Here is a 20,201-nt window from a genome sequence, read left to right on the forward strand (position 1 = left end):
AACCCGCGACCCGAATCCTGATTCGATAATGCACATTATGTAAAGTGAAGCGGCTTGGGGATCCCCTCACCGTCCCTAGTCGCGCGTCCGACCCGGCGGGCAGGCGTCCTCGTCGGGTTGGACGAGGCGCGCGTTGACAAGCGGATCGCGGCGCAGGGCCGCGAGCACGAGCGCGCTGCCGCCGACGTCGGTCCAGGTGTCGTCCCAGAGGGCGGAGACGAGCCAGGACCGATCCGCCGGAAAGAAGAGGTCGGGCAGCGCTCCGTCGCCGCGCAGGTGACCGGTCCGCCAGGTGAGGGCCTGCTCGGGTCCGGCCTCGACAAGCACATAGGACCAGCCTCCGTAGAGGGAGACCTTCGCCGCGTACGGGAAGACGATGTCGTGGGCGCCGGTGTCGAGATACCCCAGCCACCAGGGCTGGTCGGGGGTGACGGCGGCGAGTTCGCGGACCACGGCGTGCTCGTGGGCCTGCAGGCTGACGCCGTCGGGCGGATGGCACGTGGCGTACGCGTCGAAGACCGGCGGGATCGCCGCGGTGACCGAGAGCCCTGGTGTGGTGTGGCCGGCGATCCAGCCGACGTCGCCGGCCGTGCCGATCCGCCAGGTCCGCCCGTCGCTGGTGCGTACGGAGTCCACGCTCGTCGCCGGGCCGCGTTCGTCGGGACCGTCGGGGACGGCGCCTGGTACCGCTGCTGGGTCCCCGCCGGCCCGCCACTCGTGCCGCTGCGGGCAGGCCGGATCGGTGTGGTCGTCGCGCTCGGTGTAGATGATCGGCAGGCGGGGCTGACCGCAGGTGGGGCAGTTCGCGCCTGGCGACGTCACGTCGGCCACGATACGTGCCTCTCGATCACCGCGACCCGCTTCCACAGCGGCCCGGCCGGGACGTCCACCAGATGGTGTCCGTACTCTTCGTACACCTGTCTGTGCACCCGCGCGAAGGCCAGCGACTCGGCGTAGCTGATCTGGCGTGCGGGTGTGTGTCGGATGAAGCCCAGCGGGCTGATCATGAACACCAGCCGCTGGTAGGTCCGCAGCCGCGTGATCCGGTCGAGTTCGGCTCGCAGCGCGGGACCTGCCGGCCTGCGTTGGTAGCGGGCCAGCGCCAGGGTGCACAGTGGTGACCGGTCGTGCAGTTGCACCGGCCCATGCCTGTCGACGTCGGCCTGACGGCGGTGCTGGAGGGCGGCGACCGCGTCGAGGAATCCGGGTTCGCGCCACGGCTCGGCGTGGCCCTGTGCCTGGCGCTCGGCGATGACGTCGGTGGCCGCCTCCCGCACCGTGAGGTGTCCCCGGTGGCGCAGCGCTTCCAGCAGGGTCGTCTTGCCGGCGCCGGGTGCTCCGGTCAGGACGTACCGCCTGGGTTCGGGCATCGCTCCCCCTCCTCCCCTCTTCCCGGTAACACGAAAATGCTGCATAATATCCCTTATGCATGACAAAAAGGACGAATCGCTCGGGGTGCTGATCGAGGAGTTCCTGACCGCGCGGGCCACCCGCAAGCCCTCCCCCCACACCCTGGCGGCGTACCGGCGGGACCTGCACTCGGTGGGCGAGCTGATCGCCGAGGACACCACCGCTCCCCTCCCCCTGACCGACCTGTCGATCACCGACCTCTCCCCCCGGGTGATGCGGGCGGCCTTCGCGCGGTTCGCCGCTCCGCGGGCGGCCGCGTCGGTGCACCGCGCCTGGTCCACCTGGAACAGTTTCTTCACGTTCCTGGTGGCCGAGGGGCTGCTGGCGGGCAACCCGATGCCGGCGGTCGGGCGACCCCGGGCGCTACTCCCCCAGCCCAAGCCGCTGCGGGGCACGGACACCCCCGAGGTGCTGCTCGCGTCGGTCGCCCGCGACGACGGTCGGCAGCGCGACCCGTGGCCGGAGCGCGACGTGGCGGTGCTGGCGGTGGCGTTGTGCGCCGGGTTGCGCCTGTCGGAGTTGCTGGCGCTGCGGGTCGGGTCGCTGGCGGGTCGGCCGGGTGAGCGGCGTATCGAGGTGTCGGGCAAGGGTGGGCGGCCGCGGGTGGTGCCGATCGAGGCCGATCTGGACCGGGTGGTGGCCGACTATCTGGACAGTCGGCGGCGGCGTTTCGGGGGGCGGTCGGTGCGCCCCGACTCGGCGTTGCTCGTGGATCGTCACGGTGAGCCGCTGCGTCGTGGTGGGCTGCAGTATCTGGTGGAGTCGTGTTATCGGCGGGCGGGTATCGGGGATCGGGTGCCGCGGGGGGCGCGGTTGCACGCGCTGCGGCACACGTTCGCGACCCGGTTGGCGGAGGACGGGGCGAGCGCTGCGGAGATCATGCGGTTGTTGGGGCATGCGTCGTTGGCGTCGTCGCAGACGTACATCGAGGTGACGGCCGGGCAGCAGCGCGAGGCGGTGCGGGCCAACCGCACCAACCGGGTGTTGGCGTCGCTGGTGGCGGTGGACCGGGATTGAGCGCGCCGGTCAGCGGGCGTGTCGTAGTGCCCAGTCGAGGGCGTGGTCGGCGATCTGCTGCCAGCCGTGCTGGGCGGGTAGCAGGTGGGCGTATCCCTCGAAGAGTTCGACCTCGGTGATGGTGTCGCCCTGGTAGTGCGCGGCGTTGGCGTGTTGCACGCTGGGCGGCATGATGTGGTCTTCGGAGCCGGAGATGAACAGCAGCGGGGCGCGTCGTTGGTTGTCGTAGTCGACGGCGATGTCCTGGGGGCCGGGCAGCAGGTTGGCCAGGACGCCGTCCCAGAGGATGCCGCCGGCGGCGGGGATGGCGTAGCGCTCGTAGAGGGCGCGGGCGGTGCGCTCGTCGAAGGTGTTGGTGAACGCGTAGTTCCACTGGTCGAAGGTGAAGCCGACGGCCCGGTGCCGGTTGGCGGGGTTGCGTAGCACCGGGAAGGTGGAGCGCAGCTGCGAGAGGGGGGTCACCGTGACGCCTTCGGTGGGTGCGGAGTTGAGCACGACCGCCGAGGCGCCGTAGCCGCGGTCGAGGAGCACCTGGGTGAACGCTCCGCCGGCGGAGTGGCCGATGATGATCGGTGGCGTGGGCAGTGCGTCGAGCACCGCGCACAGGTGGGCGATGATCTGCGGCGCGGTGAGTGTCTCCAGGGGGCTCGGGTCGGCGTTGATCGCCTCGACCTCGGCCTCCAGCCCGGGGTAGGTGGGCGTGAGTACCCGTAGGCCCTTGTCCTGGTAGTGGGTGACCCAGTGTTCCCAGCTGCGGGGGGTGACCCAGAACCCGTGGATGAGCACGATGGTGTCGGGTGTGTCGCTCATGGTCAGCTCCGTGGCGGCGGTGGTTTCCAACCTACGCATGTCGGGCGGGTGGTTGGCGGGTTCAGCCGAGGTCGACGAGCAGGGGGCGGTGGTCGGAGATGGTGGACGGCGGTGTGGTGACGGCGCGTACCGGTGGGAGTTGGTCGAGGGCGTGCCGGTCGGCGAGGACGTGGTCGAGTTGGACGCGGGGTTGCCCGGAGGGGTAGGTGGGGCGGCGGCCGAGGGGGTGCCAGCCGGAGATGAGCCGGGCGGCGCCGGCGGGCAGGTTGAGGTCGCCGAGCAGGACGCGGGGGCCGGGTAGCGCGCGCAGGGCGCGCACGGTCTGGCGTAGTTGGCGGGCGTTCCAGCCGGGGACGAAGGACAGGTGGGTCGCGGCGACGGTGAGGGGGCCGTGGGGGGTGTCCAGGACGGCGGCGAGGACGACGCGGGGTTCGTCGTGGAGGAGGATGAGGCCGCCGCGGGGGCCGGGCACGTAGACCGGGGAGCGTACGGGGGCGGGTTTGAGGCGGGTGATGTGCCAGCTGCGGACGGGGTGGCGGCTGATCAGGCCGATGCCGTAGCAGGGTTCGCCGTGTCCGTCGTCCTCGTGGCGCAGGGGGCGGAAGTGTTCGCCGGGGGTGCCGACGACGGCGGCGGCGAAGCGGTGCTGCGGTGCGTCGAGGGCGTGGGCGGCGATGGTGGTGAGGTCGAGTTTGCCGCTGCGGTGTTGGTCGCGGTCGACCTCCTGCAGGGCGAGCACGTCGGCGTCGAGGGCGCCGATGGCGGCGGTGAGGCGGTCGGAGTTGACGAGCCCGTCGGTCAGGGATCGTCCGTGCAGCAGGTTGAAGGTGGCCAGGCGCACTTCTGCACCATACGTGGCCGTGGCATGGTGGCCGGGTGCTGAAGCTGTTGGTGTGTTCCGTGCTGGTGTTCGTGGCGATTGGCGCGTTGGGGGTGTGGTTGCGGCGTTCCCGGGGTCGCTGACCAGGTGAGGCTTGCCACTGCGGTGCCGGTCGGCCCTGCCCCGGTGGGCAGAATTGGCGCCCGTGGACGCCGTATCCCTGAGTACTCTGCTGGCCGCCGCCGCGATGGCCGGGTGGGTTGACGCCGTGGTCGGTGGTGGTGGGTTGTTGCTGCTGCCGGCGTTGCTGGTCGCCGCGCCGGGGTTGCCGGTGGCCACCGCGTTGGGGACGAACAAGTTGGCGGCGATCTTCGGTACGGCCACGGCGGCGGCGACGTACGCGCGGCGGACCGCGGTGGACTGGCGGGTGGTGGCGCCGGCGGCGGGGCTGGCGGTGGTGAGTGCGGGCGTGGGCGCGGCGTTGGCCGGGGCGGTGCCGGCGTCGGCGTACCGGCCGGTGGTGCTGGTGGTGCTGGTGGCGGTGGCGGTGTTCGTGCTGGTGCGTCCCCGGTTGGGGGTGGTGGCGCTGCCGCAGCGGCGGACTCCGGTGCGGGTGGTGGCGGTGGTCGCGGTGGCCGGGGTGGGTATCGCCCTGTACGACGGGTTGATCGGTCCGGGGACCGGCACGTTCCTGGTGTTGGCGTTCACCGCGCTGGTCGGCGCGGACTTCGTGCACGGGTCGGCGATGGCGAAGGTCGTCAACGCGGGTACGAATCTGGGTGCGCTGGTGGTGTTCGCGGTGACCGGGCACGTGTGGTGGTTGCTGGGGGCCGGGATGGCGGTGTGCAACATCGCCGGTGCGGTGCTGGGGGCGCGGATGGCGTTGCGGCGCGGGTCGGGGTTCGTGCGGGTGGTGTTGCTGGTGGTGGTGGTGGCGTTGGTCGCGAAGCTCGGCCATGACCAGTGGGTGGCGCGCTGATGGGGGTGCGGGCCGAGCACGACCGTGTGGTGTTGGCGCGGTTGTTGGGGCGTGACCCGGTGTTGCACGCCTACCAGTTGGGTGATCTGGACGATTTCTTCTGGCCGTACACGTCGTGGTTCCGGCGGGGTGAGCAGGTCGCGTTGCTGTATCACGGCGTGGACGTGCCGACGTTGTTGGCGTTCGCCGCGCCGGGGGACGTGGAGGCGCTTGCGGTGTTGCTGGCGGAGGTGGCGCCGGTGCTGCCGGCCCGGCTGTACGCGCACCTGTCGCCCGGGCTGGTCGGTGCGTTGGCCGGGTCGTTTCGGTGGGAGTCCGGTGGCCGGCATCACCGGATGGCGTTGACCGACCCGGCGAGGTTGGACGCGGTGGTCGCGGCGGGGGTGGTGCTCGGCGCGGCTGACCTGCCGCAGGTGCGGGAGTTGTACGCGTTGGCGTATCCCGGCAACTGGTTTGACGAGCGGATGTTGCGGACCGGGCAGTACCTGGGGATCTACGACGGTGGGGCGCTGGTGGCGGTGGCCGGGGTGCACGTGTTCTCGCCGACGTACCGGGTGGCGGCGTTGGGTAACGTCACGACGCATCCGCGGTGGCGGGGGCGGGGGTTGGGCGCGTCGGTGGTGGCGGCGTTGTGTGCGCGTCTGCGGGAGAACGTCGCGCACGTGACGCTCAACGTGAGGGCCGACAATGTGGCGGCGGTGCGCCTGTACGAGCGGGTGGGTTTCGCCCGGGTCGCGGACTACGACGAGTGGTCGTTGACGGCTCGGACGGCTGGGCGGTGACGGTGTCAGGCGCGGCGGCTGGGTGAGTCGAAGCGGCCGGCGCGGATCTCGCGCAGGGCACGGCGGCGGGTGTCGCCGCGCAGGGTGTCGACGTACAGGGTGCCGCGCAGGTGGTCGGTTTCGTGTTGCAGGGCGCGGGCGAGGAATCCGCTGCCGGCGATGGTGAGTGGTTCGCCGTGTTGGTCGACGCCGTGGGCGGTGGCGTGCAGGGCCCGTACGGTCGGGAAGTACAGGCCGGGGATGGACAGGCAGCCCTCGTCGTCGTCCTGGAGGTCGTCGGAGAGTTCCAGGGTGGGGTTGATGAGGTGGCCGCGGTGCCCGTCGGCGTCGTAGACGAACACCTGGGCGCTGACGCCGATCTGTGGTGCGGCGACGCCGGCGCGGCCGGGGGCGCCGAGGAGGGTGTCCATCAGGTCGGTGACGAGGGCCCGCAGCTCGGCGTCGAAGGTGGTGACCGGTTCGCATCCGGTGCGCAGGACGGGGTCGCCGATGATCCGGATGGGCCGCATGGTCATGGCGGGTAGTTTATCGCCGGTCCGGGTGGGTTCGGTGTCCGGCCAGGGTGGCGCGGATCGGGGCGGTTTTCGCGGCGGCTTCGGCGACCTCGGCGTGCGGGTCGCTGTCCCAGGTGATGCCGCCGCCGGCCCAGGTGTGCAGCAGTTCGGTGTCGGCGGCGGCGGTGCGGATGGTCAGGCCGAGGTCGACGTGGCCGGGGGCGACCCAGCCGAGTGCGCCCATGCTGGCGCCGCGGCCGACGGGTTCGAGGGCGTTGATCTGGGTGAGGGCGGCGTGTTTGGGTGCGCCGGTGACGGAGCCGCCGGGGCAGGTGGCGCGGAGCAGGTCGGCGAGGCCGAGGCCGTCGGCGGCGGTGGCGCGCACTGTCGACTCGGCCTGCCACAGGTCGCACCAGCGGCGTACGGCGAACAGGTCGTCGACGGTGACGGTGCCGGTGCGGGCGATGCGGGCGAGGTCGTTGCGTTCCAGGTCGACGATCATGATGTGTTCGGCGCGTTCCTTGGCGCTGGCGAGCAGTTCGGCGCGGCCGGCGGGGGTGGCCGGGCGGGTGCCTTTGATGGGTCGGGTGATCAGGTGTCCGTCGGTGACCTCGATGAGGGTTTCCGGGGAGGCGCAGCCGATGGCCCAGCCGTCGCCGGTGAGGACGCCGCCGTAGCGGGCGCCGGGGAGCGCGCCGAGGCGGCTCAGGGCGGGTAGGGGGTCGCCGGTGTAGCGGGCGGCGGCGTGTCCGACGAGGTTGGTCTGGTAGACGTCGCCGCGGCCGATGGCGGCGCGGACCGCGTCGACGGCGTCGGCGTGTTGGTGGGGGGTCCAGCTGTCGGTCCACGGGCCGAGCCACCAGGGGGTGGGTGCGGCTGGTGGGGTGGTTCGGGTGGGGCCGTGGTCGTAGACGACGACGGTGAGGTCGGGCAGGGTGGGCGCGGGTTCGGGGGCGGTGGTGGGTGCGCCGGCCAGGTGCGCGCCGGCGGCGGCGGACAGGTAGAGCGCGGCGCCGCAGGGGCCGGTGTGGCGGTGGGTGGGGGTGGGTCGGGTCAGGTCGTGCAGGGGCAGGCCGTGCGCGGCGAGGAACTCCTCGGCGAGGGCGGCGGGGTCGCCGCCGTCGCGGCGGTGCCATTGCAGGCGGGCGCGTTCGGTGAGCGCGTGGCGGCAGGCGGTGGGTGCCGCGGGTACATCGACCCTCTTAGCCGGGCCGCGGGACGCGGCATACCCAGCCGGGCCGCGGGACGCGGCATCCACCCGTGGGAGCGTTTCCACGCCGTATGGTCCGACCTTCCTCATCCGTTCAGTGGATTTCGTGTGCGCCGGGCCGGCACCTGGTCGATGCTGGACACTTTCGCTTGGTACTGTGCGTCACTGGTCATGTGAACCATGACACAGTGCCCCCACAGTCCGGAGACCCTGATGTGCCAGCACCAACCGACCTGCCCCTCCGCTGAAGCCACCGACCGGGAAGCCGCACGGGTCCTCGCCTGCTTCCGTGAGCAGGGCTGGAGCCTGCTCTGCAACGGTGTGATCGTCTTCGAGGACACCGGCGAGTTGCTTCCTGACGGCAGCAGCATCGCACCGCACCGCGGTCCCGCCCGCCACGCCCTCGCGGCCTGATCGACCACCCAGCGTAACCGTTTAGCCGCCGTCGGCCAGGCTAGTCCCCCGGTACGGGACGTCCTCGGCCAGGCCGTAGCGGCTGCCGGGGCAGGCCGTACCGCCCGCCCCGGCGCGCCGTTGTCAGTCTCGACCGGCTGCGACGTTGTCAGTCCTCGAACGCCTCCGGCGACGGGCACGAGCAGACCAGGTTCCGGTCGCCGTACGCGCCGTCGATGCGCCGCACCGGCGGCCAGTACTTCCCGGCCCGGTCCACCCCGGCCGGGTACGCGCCCACCGACCGCGGGTACGCGTGCGCCCAGTCGTCGCCGCTGACCATCGCCGCGGTGTGCGGCGCGTTGGCCAGGGGGTTGTCCCCGGCCGGCCACTGCCCCGACGCGACCTGCTCGATCTCCGCCCGGATCGCGATCATCGCGTCGCAGAACCGGTCCAGCTCGGCCAGGTCCTCACTCTCGGTCGGCTCCACCATCAGCGTCCCCGCCACCGGGAACGACATGGTGGGCGCGTGGAAGCCGTAGTCGATCAGCCGCTTCGCGACGTCGTCCACGCTCACGCCTGTCGCCTTCGTCAACGGCCGCAGGTCGAGGATGCACTCGTGGGCCACCAGGCCCTTGTTGCCGGCGTACAGCACCGGGAAGTGCCCCCGCAGCCGGGCCGCCACGTAGTTCGCCGCGAGGACCGCGACGCCGGTGGCCCGGGTCAGCCCCTGCGCGCCCATCATCCGCAGGTACGCCCACGGGATCGGCAGGATGCCCGCCGACCCGTACTTCGCCGCCGAGATCGCCGGCGTGGAGTCCTCGTGCGCGCCCAGCGGGTCACCGGGCAGGAACGGCGCCAGGTGCGCGCGCACCGCCACCGGACCGACACCGGGGCCGCCGCCGCCGTGCGGGATGCAGAACGTCTTGTGCAGGTTCAGGTGCGACACGTCCGCCCCGAACTTACCGGGCTTCGCGAACCCGACCAGGGCGTTGAGGTTCGCCCCGTCGACGTACACCTGACCGCCGGCGTCGTGGACCTTCGCGCACAGCGACGCGATGCCCGTCTCGTACACGCCGTGCGTCGACGGGTACGTCACCATGATCCCGGCGAGCGCGTCGCGGTGCTTGTCGATCTTCGCGTCCAGGTCGACGAGGTCGACGTTGCCGTCGTCGTCGCAGGCCACCACGACGACCCGCATGCCGGCCATCACCGCCGACGCCGCGTTCGTGCCGTGCGCCGACGACGGGATCAGACACACGTCGCGGTGCGACTCACCCCGCGACGCGTGGTACGAGCGGATCGCCAGCAACCCGGCCAGCTCACCCTGCGACCCGGCGTTGGGTTGCACGCTCACCGCGTCGTAGCCGGTCACCTCGGCCAGCCACGACTCCAGCTGACCGATCATCTCCCGGTACCCGACGGTCTGCGCGTCCGGCGCGAACGGGTGGATGTTCGCGAACTCCGCCCAGCTGACCGGCTCCATCTCGGTGGTGGCGTTCAGCTTCATCGTGCACGACCCGAGCGGGATCATGCCCCGGTCCAGGGCGTAGTCGAAGTCCGACAGCCGCCGCAGGTAGCGCAGCATCGCCGTCTCCGAGTGGTGGCTGCGGAACACCGGGTGGGTGAGGAAGTCACTCGTGCGACGAAACTCGACCGGCAGGGCCACGTCGGCGTCGCCGTCGAAGTGGGGCACCCCGAACGCCTCCCACACCTCCCGCAGGTGCGCGTCGGTGGTCGTCTCGTCGCAGGACACCCCCACCCGGTCGGCGTCGACCAGCCGCAGGTTCACCCCACGCCGCGCGGCCGCCGCGACGACCCGCGCCGCGCCGCCCGGCACGGTCGCGGTGACGGTGTCGAAGAACGCGACGTCCGCGACGTCCACGCCACCGGCGCGCAACCCGGCCGCGAGCCGCACCGCCATGGCATGGGTACGCGCCGCGATGTCCCGCAACCCGTCCGGGCCGTGGTACACGGCGTACATGCCGGCCATCACCGCGAGGAGCACCTGCGCGGTGCAGATGTTGCTCGTCGCCTTCTCCCGCCGGATGTGCTGCTCACGGGTCTGCAACGCCAACCGGTACGCCGGGTTGCCGTCCGCGTCGCGCGACACCCCAACCAGACGCCCGGGCAGCATCCGCTCCAGGCCCGCGCGCACCGCCAGGTAACCGGCGTGCGGCCCACCGAAGCCCATGGGTACGCCGAAACGCTGCGTGGTGCCGGCGGCGATGTCCGCCCCGATCTCCCCCGGCGCCCGCAGCAGCGTCAACGCCAACAGGTCCGCCGCCACGGTGACGAGCGCGCCGACGGCGTGCGCGGCCTCGACGAGACCGCTGTGGTCACGGACCGCCCCGGACGCCCCCGGGTACTGCAGGTGCAGACCGAAGAACTCCGCCGGCACCTCGTCGCGCTCCACGTCGACGACCCGCACCTCGATGCCCAGCGGCTCGGCCCGGCTGGTGATGACCGCGATGGTCTGCGGCAACGCGTCGGCGTCCACGACGTACACCCGGCTCTTGCTCTTGGACGCCCGCCGCGCCAGGGTCATCGCCTCCGCCGCGGCGGTGCCCTCGTCGAGCATGGACGCGTTCGCGGTGGCCAGGCCGGTGAGGTCGGTGACCATGGTCTGGAAGTTCAGCAGCGCCTCCAGGCGACCCTGACTGATCTCCGGCTGGTACGGCGTGTACGCCGTGTACCAGGCCGGGTCCTCCAGCACGTTGCGGCGGATCACCGCCGGGGTGTGCGTGCCGTGGTACCCCAACCCGATCATGGACACGGCGACGGTGTTACGGGCCGCGAGGGCCCGCAACTCAGCGATCGCCTCGGCCTCGGTGGCCGGGTCGGGCAGGTCGAGGGTGCCGTGCCAGCGGATCACCTCGGGGATCGCGGCGTCCATCAGCTCGTCGATCGAACCGTGCCCGACGACCTCCAACATCCGACGCTCGTCGTCGGGGCCGGGACCGATGTGACGGGTGGCGAACTGCTCTACGGTCATAGGGGCACTCCCGGGGCGAGGTCGACGTGTCGGCCTCCCCCTCTGTCGCACCCGGGGGTGCTCCACAGTGCCTGCCCACGAGGTCCTTTTGCCTGAGAGGTTCCGGGGAGGATTTGCCCCTTCGGCGCCGCCCTGCGTGCTGTCGGGCGGTCTCTCCCACGTGGGTGTTACCGGCACGGACAACGCTACCAGCGCCGGTATTTCCGGCAGATGTCCTCCCCCCGGCGGTGCTCAGACCCCGACCGTCGCCGCAGTGCCGGCGACCCGGGCGGCCAACTCCGGCAGCAACGCGCCCAACGGGGCGTCGACGCACACGCTGGCGTGCCCGTCGCCCCGGGTCGGGCCCTGGTTCACGATCGCCACCGGGATGCCCCGTTTCGCCGCCCGAATCACGAAACGTCGCCCGGACATCACCGTCAACGACGACCCCAGCACCAGCAACGACCGGGCCCGCTCCACCGCCGCGAAGCAGCGCGCCACCCGCTGCGGCGGCACCGTCTCCCCGAAGAACACCACGTCCGGTTTCAGCATCCCGGTGCCGCAGATGCCGCAGTCCACCGTCCGGAACGCCGCCACCTGCTCGTCGGGGAGATCAACGTCACCGTCCGGGTTGACCGCGGCGACCCGCGCCACGAAGTCCGGGTTGGCCTCGCGCAGCCGCCGGTCCAACTCCTCCCGGGAGGTCAGGTTGCCGCAGTCCAGGCAGATCACCTCGTCCAGGCGACCATGCAACTCGATCACCGACGTGCTGCCGGCCGCACCGTGCAGACCGTCGACGTTCTGGGTGATCACCGTATCGACCAGCCCGGCCCGTTGCAGCCCGGCGACCGCCCGGTGCCCGGCGTTGGGCGCCGCACCCGCGATCAACCGCCACCCCAGGTGGCTACGCGCCCAGTAGCGTCGCCGGGCCAGAGGATCCCGGGTGAACGCCTGGAACGTCATCGGGGTGTGCCGCCGCGCCACCCCGCTGGGCCCCCGGTAATCCGGGATGCCCGACTCGGTGGACAGGCCCGCGCCGCTGAGCACCACCACCCCACCATCGGCCACCAGCGCGCGCACCGCCTCGAAGCTCTCCGTCACCCCTTCATGCTGCCTCACCCCACCCGCCGATGCCGAACCCCCGGCCACCCGCGGCTCGCCGGGCGGTCGGGGTTCGGCCCTCGGGTGGGCGTCGTGCTCGGCGCGGGCCGCTGGGCACTGGCCGCTGGGCACTGGCCGCTCGGCGCGGGCCGCTCGGCACTGGCGGCCGGGCCGGCAACGCCGCGCCGACGGCTCGGCGTCTCCAGGCCCGACCGTCGGCGGCTGTCGCGCTTCTACCCGGCGACCGCTGTCGCGGTCCTACCCGGCGACGGCGTCGGCGACGACGCAGGCGACGTTGTCCGGCGCCCCCGCGGCCTCAGCCAGACCGATCAGTGCCCGCACCGTCTGCCCGGGACCGGTCGCCGCGCCCAGCGTCGCGCACAGGTCGGCACGGCCGACGACGGCGGACAGACCGTCGGAGCACAACAGGTAACGATCACCGGGCAGCGCGGTACGCAACGCGAGGTCCGCCTCGACCTGCTGGCCGCCACCGAGGGCGCGCACCAGCACGGCCCGCTGCGGATGCGCGGCGGCCTGATCCGGGTCGAGGCGGCCCTGCTCCACCTGAGCCCGCACCCAGGTGTGATCCTGGGTGAGCAGCGACAACTCACCGCCGCGCAGGAGATACGCCCGGGTGTCCCCCACGTGCACCAAAGCCAGGTGGGAGCCACCGAACAGCACCGCGGTCAGCGTGGTGACCGGCTGGTACTCGTCGGTCGCCAACGCGCGCACCGTGCGCTCGGCGTCGGTGACCGCACCAGCGAGCACCGTCAGCAGGTCGTCCGCCGCGACGTCGGCCAGCGCCAACGGTCGCAGCGCGTCGATGGCGGCAGCGCTGGCGACGGCGCCGCCCGGTCCTCGCATCCCGTCGGCGACGGCCAGCAACCGCCCACCGGCGTACGCGGCGTCCTCGTTGCTGTCGCGCACGGCCCCGGCCACACAACCAGCGGCGTGACGGACGGCAAGTGTGGGTGTCATGGTGGTGCCTCCTTCAGACAGGTGGTCCACGAGGACGGAGGCCAGCCGCGCCCGCGCCGCCGTGTCGGCGCTGACCTGCTGCCAGTACGCGGCGACCGCCTCAGCCGCCGCCGCCGGCGCCAAACCAGACACGGCGTGGATCTGCGCCAACGGCATCCCGATGCGGCGCAACTGCGCGATCAGGCGCGCCAACGGCACCTGCTCCGGGTCGTAGAGCCGGTACCCGGACTCGGGATCGACCGCGGCCGGCACCAACAGCCCCACCTGGTCGTACAGGCGCAGCGCCTTCGGCGTCAGCCTCGCCGCCCGCGCGAACGCCCCGATGGTCAACAACTCCACGGCGGCATCCTCCTCGTACCGGTCACCGCGACCGGCACGCACCACCCTGGGGGTTACCCAAAGGTCAAGGTCAAGGCCGCCGGCCAGGACACCACCCCGTCGCCTCCCGGTGTCGCCGGTAGGTTGGACCCATGCACGTCGTCATCGCCGGAGGCCACGGCAGGATCGCCCTCCTCGTCCAGCGTCACCTCACCGGGCGCGGCGACACCGCCGTCGGCCTGATCCGCAACCCCCAGCAGGCCGCGACGCTGCGCGCCGCCGGCGCCACCCCCGTCGTCTGCGACCTGGAACACGCCGACGTCACCGACGTCGCCGCGCACCTGCAACACGCCGACGCGGTGATCTTCGCCGCGGGCGCCGGACCCGGCAGCGGCGCCGCCCGCAAGGACACCGTCGACCGGGCCGCCGCCGCGCTCCTCGCCGACGCCGCCACCCGCGCCGGTGTCCGCCGCTACCTGCTCGTCTCCTCCATGGGGGTCGACGAGCCACCCTCCGCCGACACCGACGACGTGTGGGCGGCGTACCTGCGCGCCAAACGCGCCGCCGAGGACGACCTGCGGGGCCGCGACCTGGCCTGGACGGTGCTGCGACCCGGCCGGCTCACCGACGAGCACCCCACCGCACGGGTCACCCTCACCCCACACGCCGGGCGGGGCGCGATCAGCCGCGCCGACGTCGCCCACGTCCTCGTCGCCCTGCTCGACGCACCAGCCACCGCCGGCGCGACCCTGGAACTCGTCAGCGGACCCACCCCGATCGCCGACGCCATCCGCGCCGCCACCACCTGAACGCCCGCCGCGTCACCCCCCGGAGGACAGCAATGGACCCGCAACCACTCGACCACCGGTTCACCGCGCCCATCGAGAAAGACGGCGCGTTCGCCACCTACGTGACCGTCCCCGACTCCGCGCACCTGCTCGGCACCCGCCGCGCCGTCAAGGTCACCGGCACCATCGACGGCCACCCGTTCAGCGCCACCCTGATGCCCTCCGGCACCGGCCCGCACTGGCTGCCCATCCGCGCCGCCCTCTGCAAGGCCATCGGCAAGAGCGACGCCGGCACCGAGGTGACCTTCCACCTCGCACAACGCCTCAGCTGAGCACCGGGTGGGGTCGCACCCCACCCGGTGCGCTCACCGCTGGTGGTGACGCGGCAACGCCGACTGACCCACCACACCGCCGACGAACGGCGCCCCCGGCGTCTCCGCCGCGATCCGATCCATCGTCCGCGCCAACTGCTCACTGCCATCATCGAGATGCCGCGCCGCCGCCTGCATGTGCGACACCATCATCTCCCCAAAGATCCGCAACGCCTCCCGGGTGGCCACCGTGTCGTCGAAGCTCGACCCGGCCGCGCTGCGATACTCCGCCACCGCCCGCTCCGCCTCCTGCTTCGCCTCCGCCTCCGCCGCGTGCAGGTAACTCTCGTACTGCACCCGGGCGTACTCGGCGACCCGCCGCGCGTAGTCATGCGCCTGCGCGATGATCTGCTCCGCCTCCCGCTGCGCCGCGGACAGCAGATTCACCTCCCGCGCCGCCGGGGCCTTCCCCGCCGCCCCCGTGCTCGGGATCACCCCATGCCGGTGCAGCTCCACCCGGTCGGTCAGCCGCTCGTTCTCCGCCCGCAACGTCGCGATCTGCGTCGCCAACACGTCCAACTCGTCGGCGATCTGCATCCGGAACCGGTCCACGTCGGCGTTGTCGTAACCACGCCGCGCGAACGACGCCGCCCCGAACTGCCACCGCCGCACCCGATCGGCGGTCATCCGCACCTGCACCGCGCCGGACACCTGCATCCCGTCGTACCGGCTGATCGGGGTCGCGCTCACCTGTGCCCACCTCCCGAAACGTCACCGACCGGCGACTGCTGCACCGCCGTACGCCACGCCGGGCCGTACCACTGCTCACCCAGGCCCTCGTGGTGCACCTGCCCCGCGTGGAAACCCGCCTGCAGCAACGCCCGCACCGCGTACGACACCATCTCGTCCGACCCACACACGAACACGTGCCGGGAACGCCACTCACCGTCGGCCAACGCCCGATCCACCGCGTGCGCGAACTCCCCGGGCCGGCTCACGTCGGCACCCACCACATAGGTCACCGTCAACCACGGATACGACGACGCCAACTTGTCGATCGCCTCACTGTCGTACAGCTCACTGCGGGAACGGGCCCCCACGTACAGATCCACCCGCCGACGCGAACCCTCCGCCGCCACCTGCTCCACGAGCGCCTTCACCGGCGCCCAACCGGTCCCCGCGACCAGCAGCAACAGATCACTGGAGCCCGCCGACCACAACCCCAGCCGCTCCCCGACCGGCGCCGCCAGGTGGACCCGATCCCCCACCGCCGACCCGTAGACCAGCCGCGACGACACCGCACCACCCGGCGCGGCCCGCACATGCAACTCCAGGGTGCCATCCGCCCGCGGCGCGTTCGCCGGCGAGTAGTACCGCCACGAACGCACCGACGGATGCGACACCCCGACCGACTGACCCGGAGTGAACGGCAGCAGATACTGCGGACGCACCGTCAACACCGCCACGTCGAACGCCCGCCGCTCATGCGCCACGATCTCCGCCACCCACCACGGCGGGTTCACCGCCTCGGCGGCCTGAGCGGCCTCCACCATCACCTGCGCCACCAACCCGTACGCGGCAGCCCAGTCCGCGGCCAACTCGTCGGTCCACTGCTCGGCGAGAAAATGCTGCAACGTCGCCAACAGCGCCTCACCGACAGCCGGGTAGTGCTCCGCGCGGACCGCGAACTTGCGGTGGTCCGCACCCAGGTCCTGCAGGAAACCCACCAACCGGTCCACCTGATCCACGTTGGACACAATGTGCCCCAACGCGGTCACCAGGCGATCCCGCTGACCGGCCATGTTCGTCGGGAACATCTGCCGCGTCTCAGGATGAGCGAGGAACAACGTCGAATAAAAATAGAGCGGCACCTGATCGCCATGCTCGGCGACCACCGACCAGCTCTGCTTGAGTTGGGCAGCGTCCACGCTCAGGCGCCCGACCGGTCTCCGGAGGCCACCACCTGGTCCTGCACCTGGCCCAGCACCACCCGCACGTGGTCCAGAGTGTCCGCCGGCACATCCAACTCGGCCAGCGTCGCCAGCAGGTACTCGCCCACCCTCGCGTAGTGCTCCACCGGGATGTTCAACGGCTGGTGCGCCTCGGCCAACCCACGACCGGTGTACTCGTCCGGACCACCCAACACAGTGGTCAACATCAACGTCAGGTGCCGCCGCTGACCCACCATGTCCACGTTGGCGAAATAGCTCGCCGACGTCGGGTCGGCCAACACCTTGTCATAGAACAGCTCCACAGCCGCCCTGACCGAGCTGGCACCGCCAATACGGTCGTAGTGCGACTTGGGGAGAGCCTCTTCGGTAACCGTCACGGTCGTTCCTCCGGGGGGAAGGGTCGATAACCGTGACGGACCATAGCGTGTCAATCGTCTGGGGTCATTGCCCCCCTATCGCGTTCCCGACAATTGCCCGAAACGCAGCGTCACCACTACCGGCGGGTATCTCCACAGTCGGCAACGACAACACCACCCAGGGTGTCCACAGTGGAGAGAACTCACCCACCGACGCCACCAGCCGTCACCGACGGTCGCGAAAAAACCAACCGAAAAAACCAGGCGCCCGCGCTCAGCCAGCCCGCCGCCGCGCCCGCCGCGCCGCCAACTCGTCACCCACCGGATCCGAACCAGACGCCACCGCAGGCTCCACCGGAGCGCTCGTCGCCGGCTCCGCCGGCAGATGCGACAACGACCCCTGGATCTCCTTGAACGCCCCACCGATCGCGATCCCGAAGACACCCTGGCCACCCTGCAACAGGTCGACCACCTCCTCCGGAGACCGACACTCATACACCGTCGTCCCATCGGAGATCAACGTGATCCCGGCCAGATCCTCCACACCACGCGACCGCAACGCCTCAATCGCCTTACGGATGTTCTGCAGGGACACCCCCGCATCCAACAACCGCTTCACGACCTTCAACACCACCAGGTCCCGAAACGAATACAACCGCTGCGTACCCGAACCAGAGGCGTCCCGCACACTCGGCACCACCAGCGCCGTCCGCGCCCAGTAATCCAACTGCCGGTAACTGATGCCCACCGCGTGGCAGGCCGTCACACCCCGGTAGCCGACCGAACCGTCACCCTCAGCCGCCACACCTGGCGACGAGGCACCCGACTCGTCGAACTCCGTGCCTGGATCGGGATCCCGCGGCTCGTGCATCCGGACAACCTCCCCCGTCAGTGTGGCGACGCGTCGTTTCCGGGACGCGCACCCCTCGACACGGCAACCCTATCGCCACCCTCAGGGGTTACCACGGAGGAACCGACACGACACGCCGCGCCGCCACCGAGAAAGATCACCAACCGCACCGGGGAGCACCCACCCGGGGAGCGAGCCCACGGCCCACCTCAGCCCGCGAAGTCCTCCGGACGCACCTGCTCCAAGAACTCCCGGAACTTCTCCACCTCGTCCTCCTGCTCATCAGGAATGACGATCCCCGCCTCGCTGAGGACCTGCTCAGCACAACGAATCGGCGCACCAACCCGCAACGCCAACGCGATCGAATCGCTCGGACGCGCCGACACCCGCACCCCATCGCCGATCAACAGATCCGCGTAGAACACATTCTCCTTGAGCTCGGTGATCTCCACCGCCTGCAAGGGCGCCTTCAACGCCGCCAACACATCCCGCAGAAGATCATGCGTCAACGGTCGGGCCGGCTTCACCCCCTGCTGCTCATAAGCGATAGCCGTGGCCTCGACCGCGCCGATCCAGATCGGCAGATAGCGGTCACCCTCGACCTCCCTGAGCAGGACGATCGGCTGGTTGCTAGGCAACTCCACCCGAACTCCGACCACGCTCAGCTCGCGCACCGCCGCCTCCGTGTCGTTGTCACCTACGCCGCACCGCGCCCTTCCCTGCACGGTACACGGACCGCGACACGGTCGTCCCGTGCGCTACCGCACCACGCCCGCGCCGGAAAGGGGTTACCCCGGCAAGCCTACGGCACGCTTCCCGGAAGAGATCTTTCCGCTCAGCCACCACCCACCGGGACCCCTCAGCGACCCAACGTCGACCGCAAACCCACCCGCACCAACGCCGCGTGCAACTGCTCCGACAACGCGACCAACTCACGCGCCGTCTCCGCCGCCCGAGCCCGCGCCGCCGGATCACTCTGCCGCGCCAACGGCGCCACCAACTGAGCGAACAAACCAACCTCGCGATCCGCCGCCGTCCGGTAACCCCGCAGATGCCGCGGCTCCAACCCGTACGACGCCAACCCCGCCACCGCCGAAGCGATGATCAACGCATCCCCGTCATACCACCCCGGCGGATCCGACACCAACACACCGAGCCGCTCCAACTCCCCAAGCGTCGACTCGTCGATCCCACTCCGGGCCACCAGCTCCGCCCGGCCGAGCCGCACCTGCGACGACTCGGCCGGCTCCACCGACTCACGACCCGGCACCGCACCATCAGGACCAACCGCCACCAACGCCGGCCGCGACCGCCCCGGCTGCTCACCAGACGAATCCCACTGGGCCAACTGCTCACGGATCACCCGCAACGGCAGGTACTTGTCCCGCTGCGCGGTCAACACGAACCGCAACCGCGCCACATCGTCCCAGCTGTACTTCCGGTAACCCGCCGCCGTCCGCTGCGGCTCGACCAAACCCTCAGCCTCAAGAAACCGCAGCTTCGAAATCGTGGTGTCCGGGAAATCCACCCGCAACTGCCCAAGCACCTCACCGATGCTCATCAGCGGCTCAGACCGAGCCGCCCCGGGTGACATGGAGGCCGCAGGCTCGTTCACCCCCGGCCGGCCTCCTCCTCCGGGCGCGGACCGGCGATGAACACCACCCGGAACTTACCGATCTGAACCTCGTCACCATTGCTCAACGTGGCCGCCTCAACCCGCTCACGATTCACGTACGTGCCATTCAGGCTACCCACGTCCCGCACCGTGAACGTCCCACCATCACGGTGGAACTCCGCGTGCCGACGCGACACCGTCACGTCATCGAGGAAGATGTCACTGTCCGGATGCCGGCCACTGGTCGTCACATCGTGGTCCAACAGGAACCGGGCACCCGCATTCGGACCTCGACGAACCACCAGCAGCGCCATACCCGGCGGCAACGAGCCGGACATCCGGCTCGGCACCACATCGGTGTCCGGCCCTTCCAGCACTTCGTCGAGCGAACCGAGATTGAGCGTCGAAGTGACGTCGAGCGGGGGGAACTCGTCGTCTGGCCGCGTCATGGGACCACCTCACGGATCTGTTCGGTCGGCGTCGGGTAATGGCGGGTCTGGCCGCCGGGCACGTGAACACCCGGCGGCTGGCTCCCCGTGCCCGGGAAGGCAATTCCACAACGCTCAACTATTTGGGTTCTCGGTCGACTGGGCGAGCCTAGCCAGCGCCGAAATGCAGGGCAACCGGACGCGCGCACACAACCCACGCACCGGATCACGCACACTCAGCCTTCGGTGATCTTCTGATAAGCCGCCGCCGTCAGCAACCCATCCGTCGCCGTCGGATCGTTCGGCGTGATCTCCACCAACCAACCCGCACCGTACGGATCAGTGTTGATCAGCTCCGGTGTGTCACCCAACGCCTCGTTGGGCGCCACCACCGTACCGGCGACCGGCGCGTAGATCTCCGACACACTCTTGGTCGACTCGATCTCACCCAACGAATCACCGGCCGCTACCACCGCGCCCGCCTCGGGCAACTGCACGTACACGATGTCACCCAGCGCGTCCTGCGCGAAGTGCGTGATACCGACCCGGATCGAACCCGTGCCGTCACCCGCCACCCACTCATGCTCGGCGGTGTATCGCAGATCCTCAGGAATCACC

Annotated in this window: 23 protein-coding genes and 1 riboswitch; of the genes, 6 read left to right on the forward strand and 17 right to left on the reverse strand. The window is 71.0% G+C overall.

The features are described from left to right. Window positions 1–75: 75 nt before the first annotated feature. Together AB0C25_RS25850 and AB0C25_RS25855 are read right to left on the reverse strand one after the other, a co-directional pair. Window positions 76–822, reverse strand: a complete 747-nt coding sequence (locus tag AB0C25_RS25850; protein WP_357376805.1) for a hypothetical protein — start codon at window positions 820–822, stop codon at window positions 76–78. Further along, the gene (locus AB0C25_RS25855) at window positions 819–1,370 is read right to left on the reverse strand and encodes an AAA family ATPase (protein WP_357376806.1); all 552 of its coding nucleotides are present in this window, start codon (window positions 1,368–1,370) and stop codon (window positions 819–821) included. Before AB0C25_RS25855 ends, AB0C25_RS25850 begins: the two co-directional genes overlap by 4 nt. 55 nt (window positions 1,371–1,425) lie before the next feature. Between AB0C25_RS25855 and AB0C25_RS25860 the strand changes: the two genes are divergently transcribed. Beyond that, window positions 1,426–2,427 (forward strand): tyrosine-type recombinase/integrase, encoded by a 1,002-nt coding sequence (locus AB0C25_RS25860; protein WP_357376807.1) that lies wholly within the window; start codon window positions 1,426–1,428, stop codon window positions 2,425–2,427. A 9-nt stretch (window positions 2,428–2,436) separates the two neighbouring features. On the opposite strand, the gene AB0C25_RS25865 is transcribed toward AB0C25_RS25860, so the two are convergent. Continuing rightward, window positions 2,437–3,237 (reverse strand): alpha/beta hydrolase, encoded by an 801-nt coding sequence (locus AB0C25_RS25865; protein WP_357376808.1) that lies wholly within the window; start codon window positions 3,235–3,237, stop codon window positions 2,437–2,439. Between the two features lie 61 nt (window positions 3,238–3,298). Further along, on the reverse strand, window positions 3,299–4,078 hold the full coding sequence (locus AB0C25_RS25870; RefSeq protein ID WP_357376809.1) for an endonuclease/exonuclease/phosphatase family protein: 780 nt from the start codon (window positions 4,076–4,078) through the stop codon (window positions 3,299–3,301). 184 nt (window positions 4,079–4,262) lie between these two features. On the opposite strand from AB0C25_RS25870, the gene AB0C25_RS25875 reads away from it, so the two are divergent. Together AB0C25_RS25875 and AB0C25_RS25880 are read left to right on the forward strand one after the other, a co-directional pair. Next, window positions 4,263–5,036, forward strand: a complete 774-nt coding sequence (locus AB0C25_RS25875; protein WP_357376810.1) for a TSUP family transporter — start codon at window positions 4,263–4,265, stop codon at window positions 5,034–5,036. Next, window positions 5,036–5,818, forward strand: coding sequence for a GNAT family N-acetyltransferase (locus AB0C25_RS25880; protein ID WP_357376811.1), 783 nt, complete (start codon window positions 5,036–5,038; stop codon window positions 5,816–5,818). The genes AB0C25_RS25875 and AB0C25_RS25880 overlap by 1 nt, the downstream gene beginning before the upstream one ends. Before the next feature lie 5 nt (window positions 5,819–5,823). Here the strand turns inward: AB0C25_RS25880 and AB0C25_RS25885 are convergent, their stop codons facing one another. Beyond that, the gene (locus AB0C25_RS25885; protein WP_357376812.1) at window positions 5,824–6,333 is read right to left on the reverse strand and encodes a peptide deformylase; all 510 of its coding nucleotides are present in this window, start codon (window positions 6,331–6,333) and stop codon (window positions 5,824–5,826) included. A gap of 10 nt (window positions 6,334–6,343) precedes the next feature. Then, window positions 6,344–7,612 carry a chorismate-binding protein gene (locus tag AB0C25_RS25890; RefSeq protein WP_357376813.1) on the reverse strand — a complete coding sequence of 423 codons (1,269 nt, stop codon included), beginning with the start codon at window positions 7,610–7,612 and terminating at the stop codon, window positions 6,344–6,346. Window positions 7,613–7,735: 123 nt separating this feature from the next. Between AB0C25_RS25890 and AB0C25_RS25895 the strand changes: the two genes are divergently transcribed. Continuing rightward, window positions 7,736–7,936 (forward strand): DUF5999 family protein, encoded by a 201-nt coding sequence (locus AB0C25_RS25895; RefSeq protein WP_137780771.1) that lies wholly within the window; start codon window positions 7,736–7,738, stop codon window positions 7,934–7,936. 148 nt (window positions 7,937–8,084) lie between these two features. Here AB0C25_RS25895 and gcvP read toward each other — a convergent pair whose 3' ends face one another. From gcvP to AB0C25_RS25910, 3 genes are all read right to left on the reverse strand, one after another. Then, window positions 8,085–10,907, reverse strand: a complete 2,823-nt coding sequence (gene gcvP / locus AB0C25_RS25900) for an aminomethyl-transferring glycine dehydrogenase (protein ID WP_357376814.1) — start codon at window positions 10,905–10,907, stop codon at window positions 8,085–8,087. A gap of 70 nt (window positions 10,908–10,977) precedes the next feature. After that, window positions 10,978–11,076, reverse strand: a riboswitch (glycine riboswitch). A gap of 62 nt (window positions 11,077–11,138) precedes the next feature. Continuing rightward, entirely contained in the window at window positions 11,139–11,987 is an 849-nt protein-coding gene (locus AB0C25_RS25905) for an NAD-dependent protein deacetylase (RefSeq protein WP_357376815.1), read from the reverse strand. Between the two features lie 258 nt (window positions 11,988–12,245). Then, on the reverse strand, window positions 12,246–13,304 hold the full coding sequence (locus tag AB0C25_RS25910) for a MerR family transcriptional regulator (protein ID WP_357376845.1): 1,059 nt from the start codon (window positions 13,302–13,304) through the stop codon (window positions 12,246–12,248). Between the two features lie 131 nt (window positions 13,305–13,435). Here AB0C25_RS25910 and AB0C25_RS25915 point away from each other — a divergent pair, with 131 nt between their 5' ends. Continuing rightward, window positions 13,436–14,092, forward strand: a complete 657-nt coding sequence (locus AB0C25_RS25915; RefSeq protein WP_357376816.1) for an NAD(P)H-binding protein — start codon at window positions 13,436–13,438, stop codon at window positions 14,090–14,092. Window positions 14,093–14,124: 32 nt separating this feature from the next. Next, the gene (locus AB0C25_RS25920) at window positions 14,125–14,403 is read left to right on the forward strand and encodes a DUF1905 domain-containing protein (protein ID WP_357376817.1); all 279 of its coding nucleotides are present in this window, start codon (window positions 14,125–14,127) and stop codon (window positions 14,401–14,403) included. Window positions 14,404–14,436: 33 nt separating this feature from the next. Here the strand turns inward: AB0C25_RS25920 and AB0C25_RS25925 are convergent, their stop codons facing one another. From AB0C25_RS25925 to gcvH, 8 genes are all read right to left on the reverse strand, one after another. Beyond that, the gene (locus AB0C25_RS25925; RefSeq protein ID WP_357249191.1) at window positions 14,437–15,132 is read right to left on the reverse strand and encodes a cell division protein DivIVA; all 696 of its coding nucleotides are present in this window, start codon (window positions 15,130–15,132) and stop codon (window positions 14,437–14,439) included. Then, complete coding sequence (locus AB0C25_RS25930; protein ID WP_357376818.1) at window positions 15,129–16,310, reverse strand: globin domain-containing protein; 1,182 nt, start codon at window positions 16,308–16,310, stop codon at window positions 15,129–15,131. The genes AB0C25_RS25925 and AB0C25_RS25930 overlap by 4 nt, the downstream gene beginning before the upstream one ends. Window positions 16,311–16,312: 2 nt before the next feature. Beyond that, on the reverse strand, window positions 16,313–16,711 hold the full coding sequence (locus AB0C25_RS25935; RefSeq protein ID WP_357376819.1) for a group 1 truncated hemoglobin: 399 nt from the start codon (window positions 16,709–16,711) through the stop codon (window positions 16,313–16,315). A gap of 253 nt (window positions 16,712–16,964) precedes the next feature. Further along, the gene (locus AB0C25_RS25940; RefSeq protein ID WP_357249182.1) at window positions 16,965–17,561 is read right to left on the reverse strand and encodes a MerR family transcriptional regulator; all 597 of its coding nucleotides are present in this window, start codon (window positions 17,559–17,561) and stop codon (window positions 16,965–16,967) included. A 188-nt stretch (window positions 17,562–17,749) separates the two neighbouring features. Then, window positions 17,750–18,214, reverse strand: coding sequence for a bifunctional nuclease family protein (locus AB0C25_RS25945; protein WP_030327706.1), 465 nt, complete (start codon window positions 18,212–18,214; stop codon window positions 17,750–17,752). Window positions 18,215–18,399: 185 nt separating this feature from the next. Continuing rightward, window positions 18,400–19,101, reverse strand: a complete 702-nt coding sequence (locus AB0C25_RS25950; protein ID WP_357376846.1) for a MerR family transcriptional regulator — start codon at window positions 19,099–19,101, stop codon at window positions 18,400–18,402. Between the two features lie 50 nt (window positions 19,102–19,151). Further along, window positions 19,152–19,604 (reverse strand): FHA domain-containing protein, encoded by a 453-nt coding sequence (locus AB0C25_RS25955; RefSeq protein WP_007071101.1) that lies wholly within the window; start codon window positions 19,602–19,604, stop codon window positions 19,152–19,154. 215 nt (window positions 19,605–19,819) lie between these two features. After that, window positions 19,820–20,200, reverse strand: coding sequence for a glycine cleavage system protein GcvH (gene gcvH, locus AB0C25_RS25960; RefSeq protein ID WP_355031815.1), 381 nt, complete (start codon window positions 20,198–20,200; stop codon window positions 19,820–19,822). Window position 20,201: the final 1 nt, after the last annotated feature.

The sequence above is a fragment of the Micromonospora sp. NPDC048839 genome, assembly GCF_040649915.1.
GTDB lineage: Bacteria > Actinomycetota > Actinomycetes > Mycobacteriales > Micromonosporaceae > Micromonospora.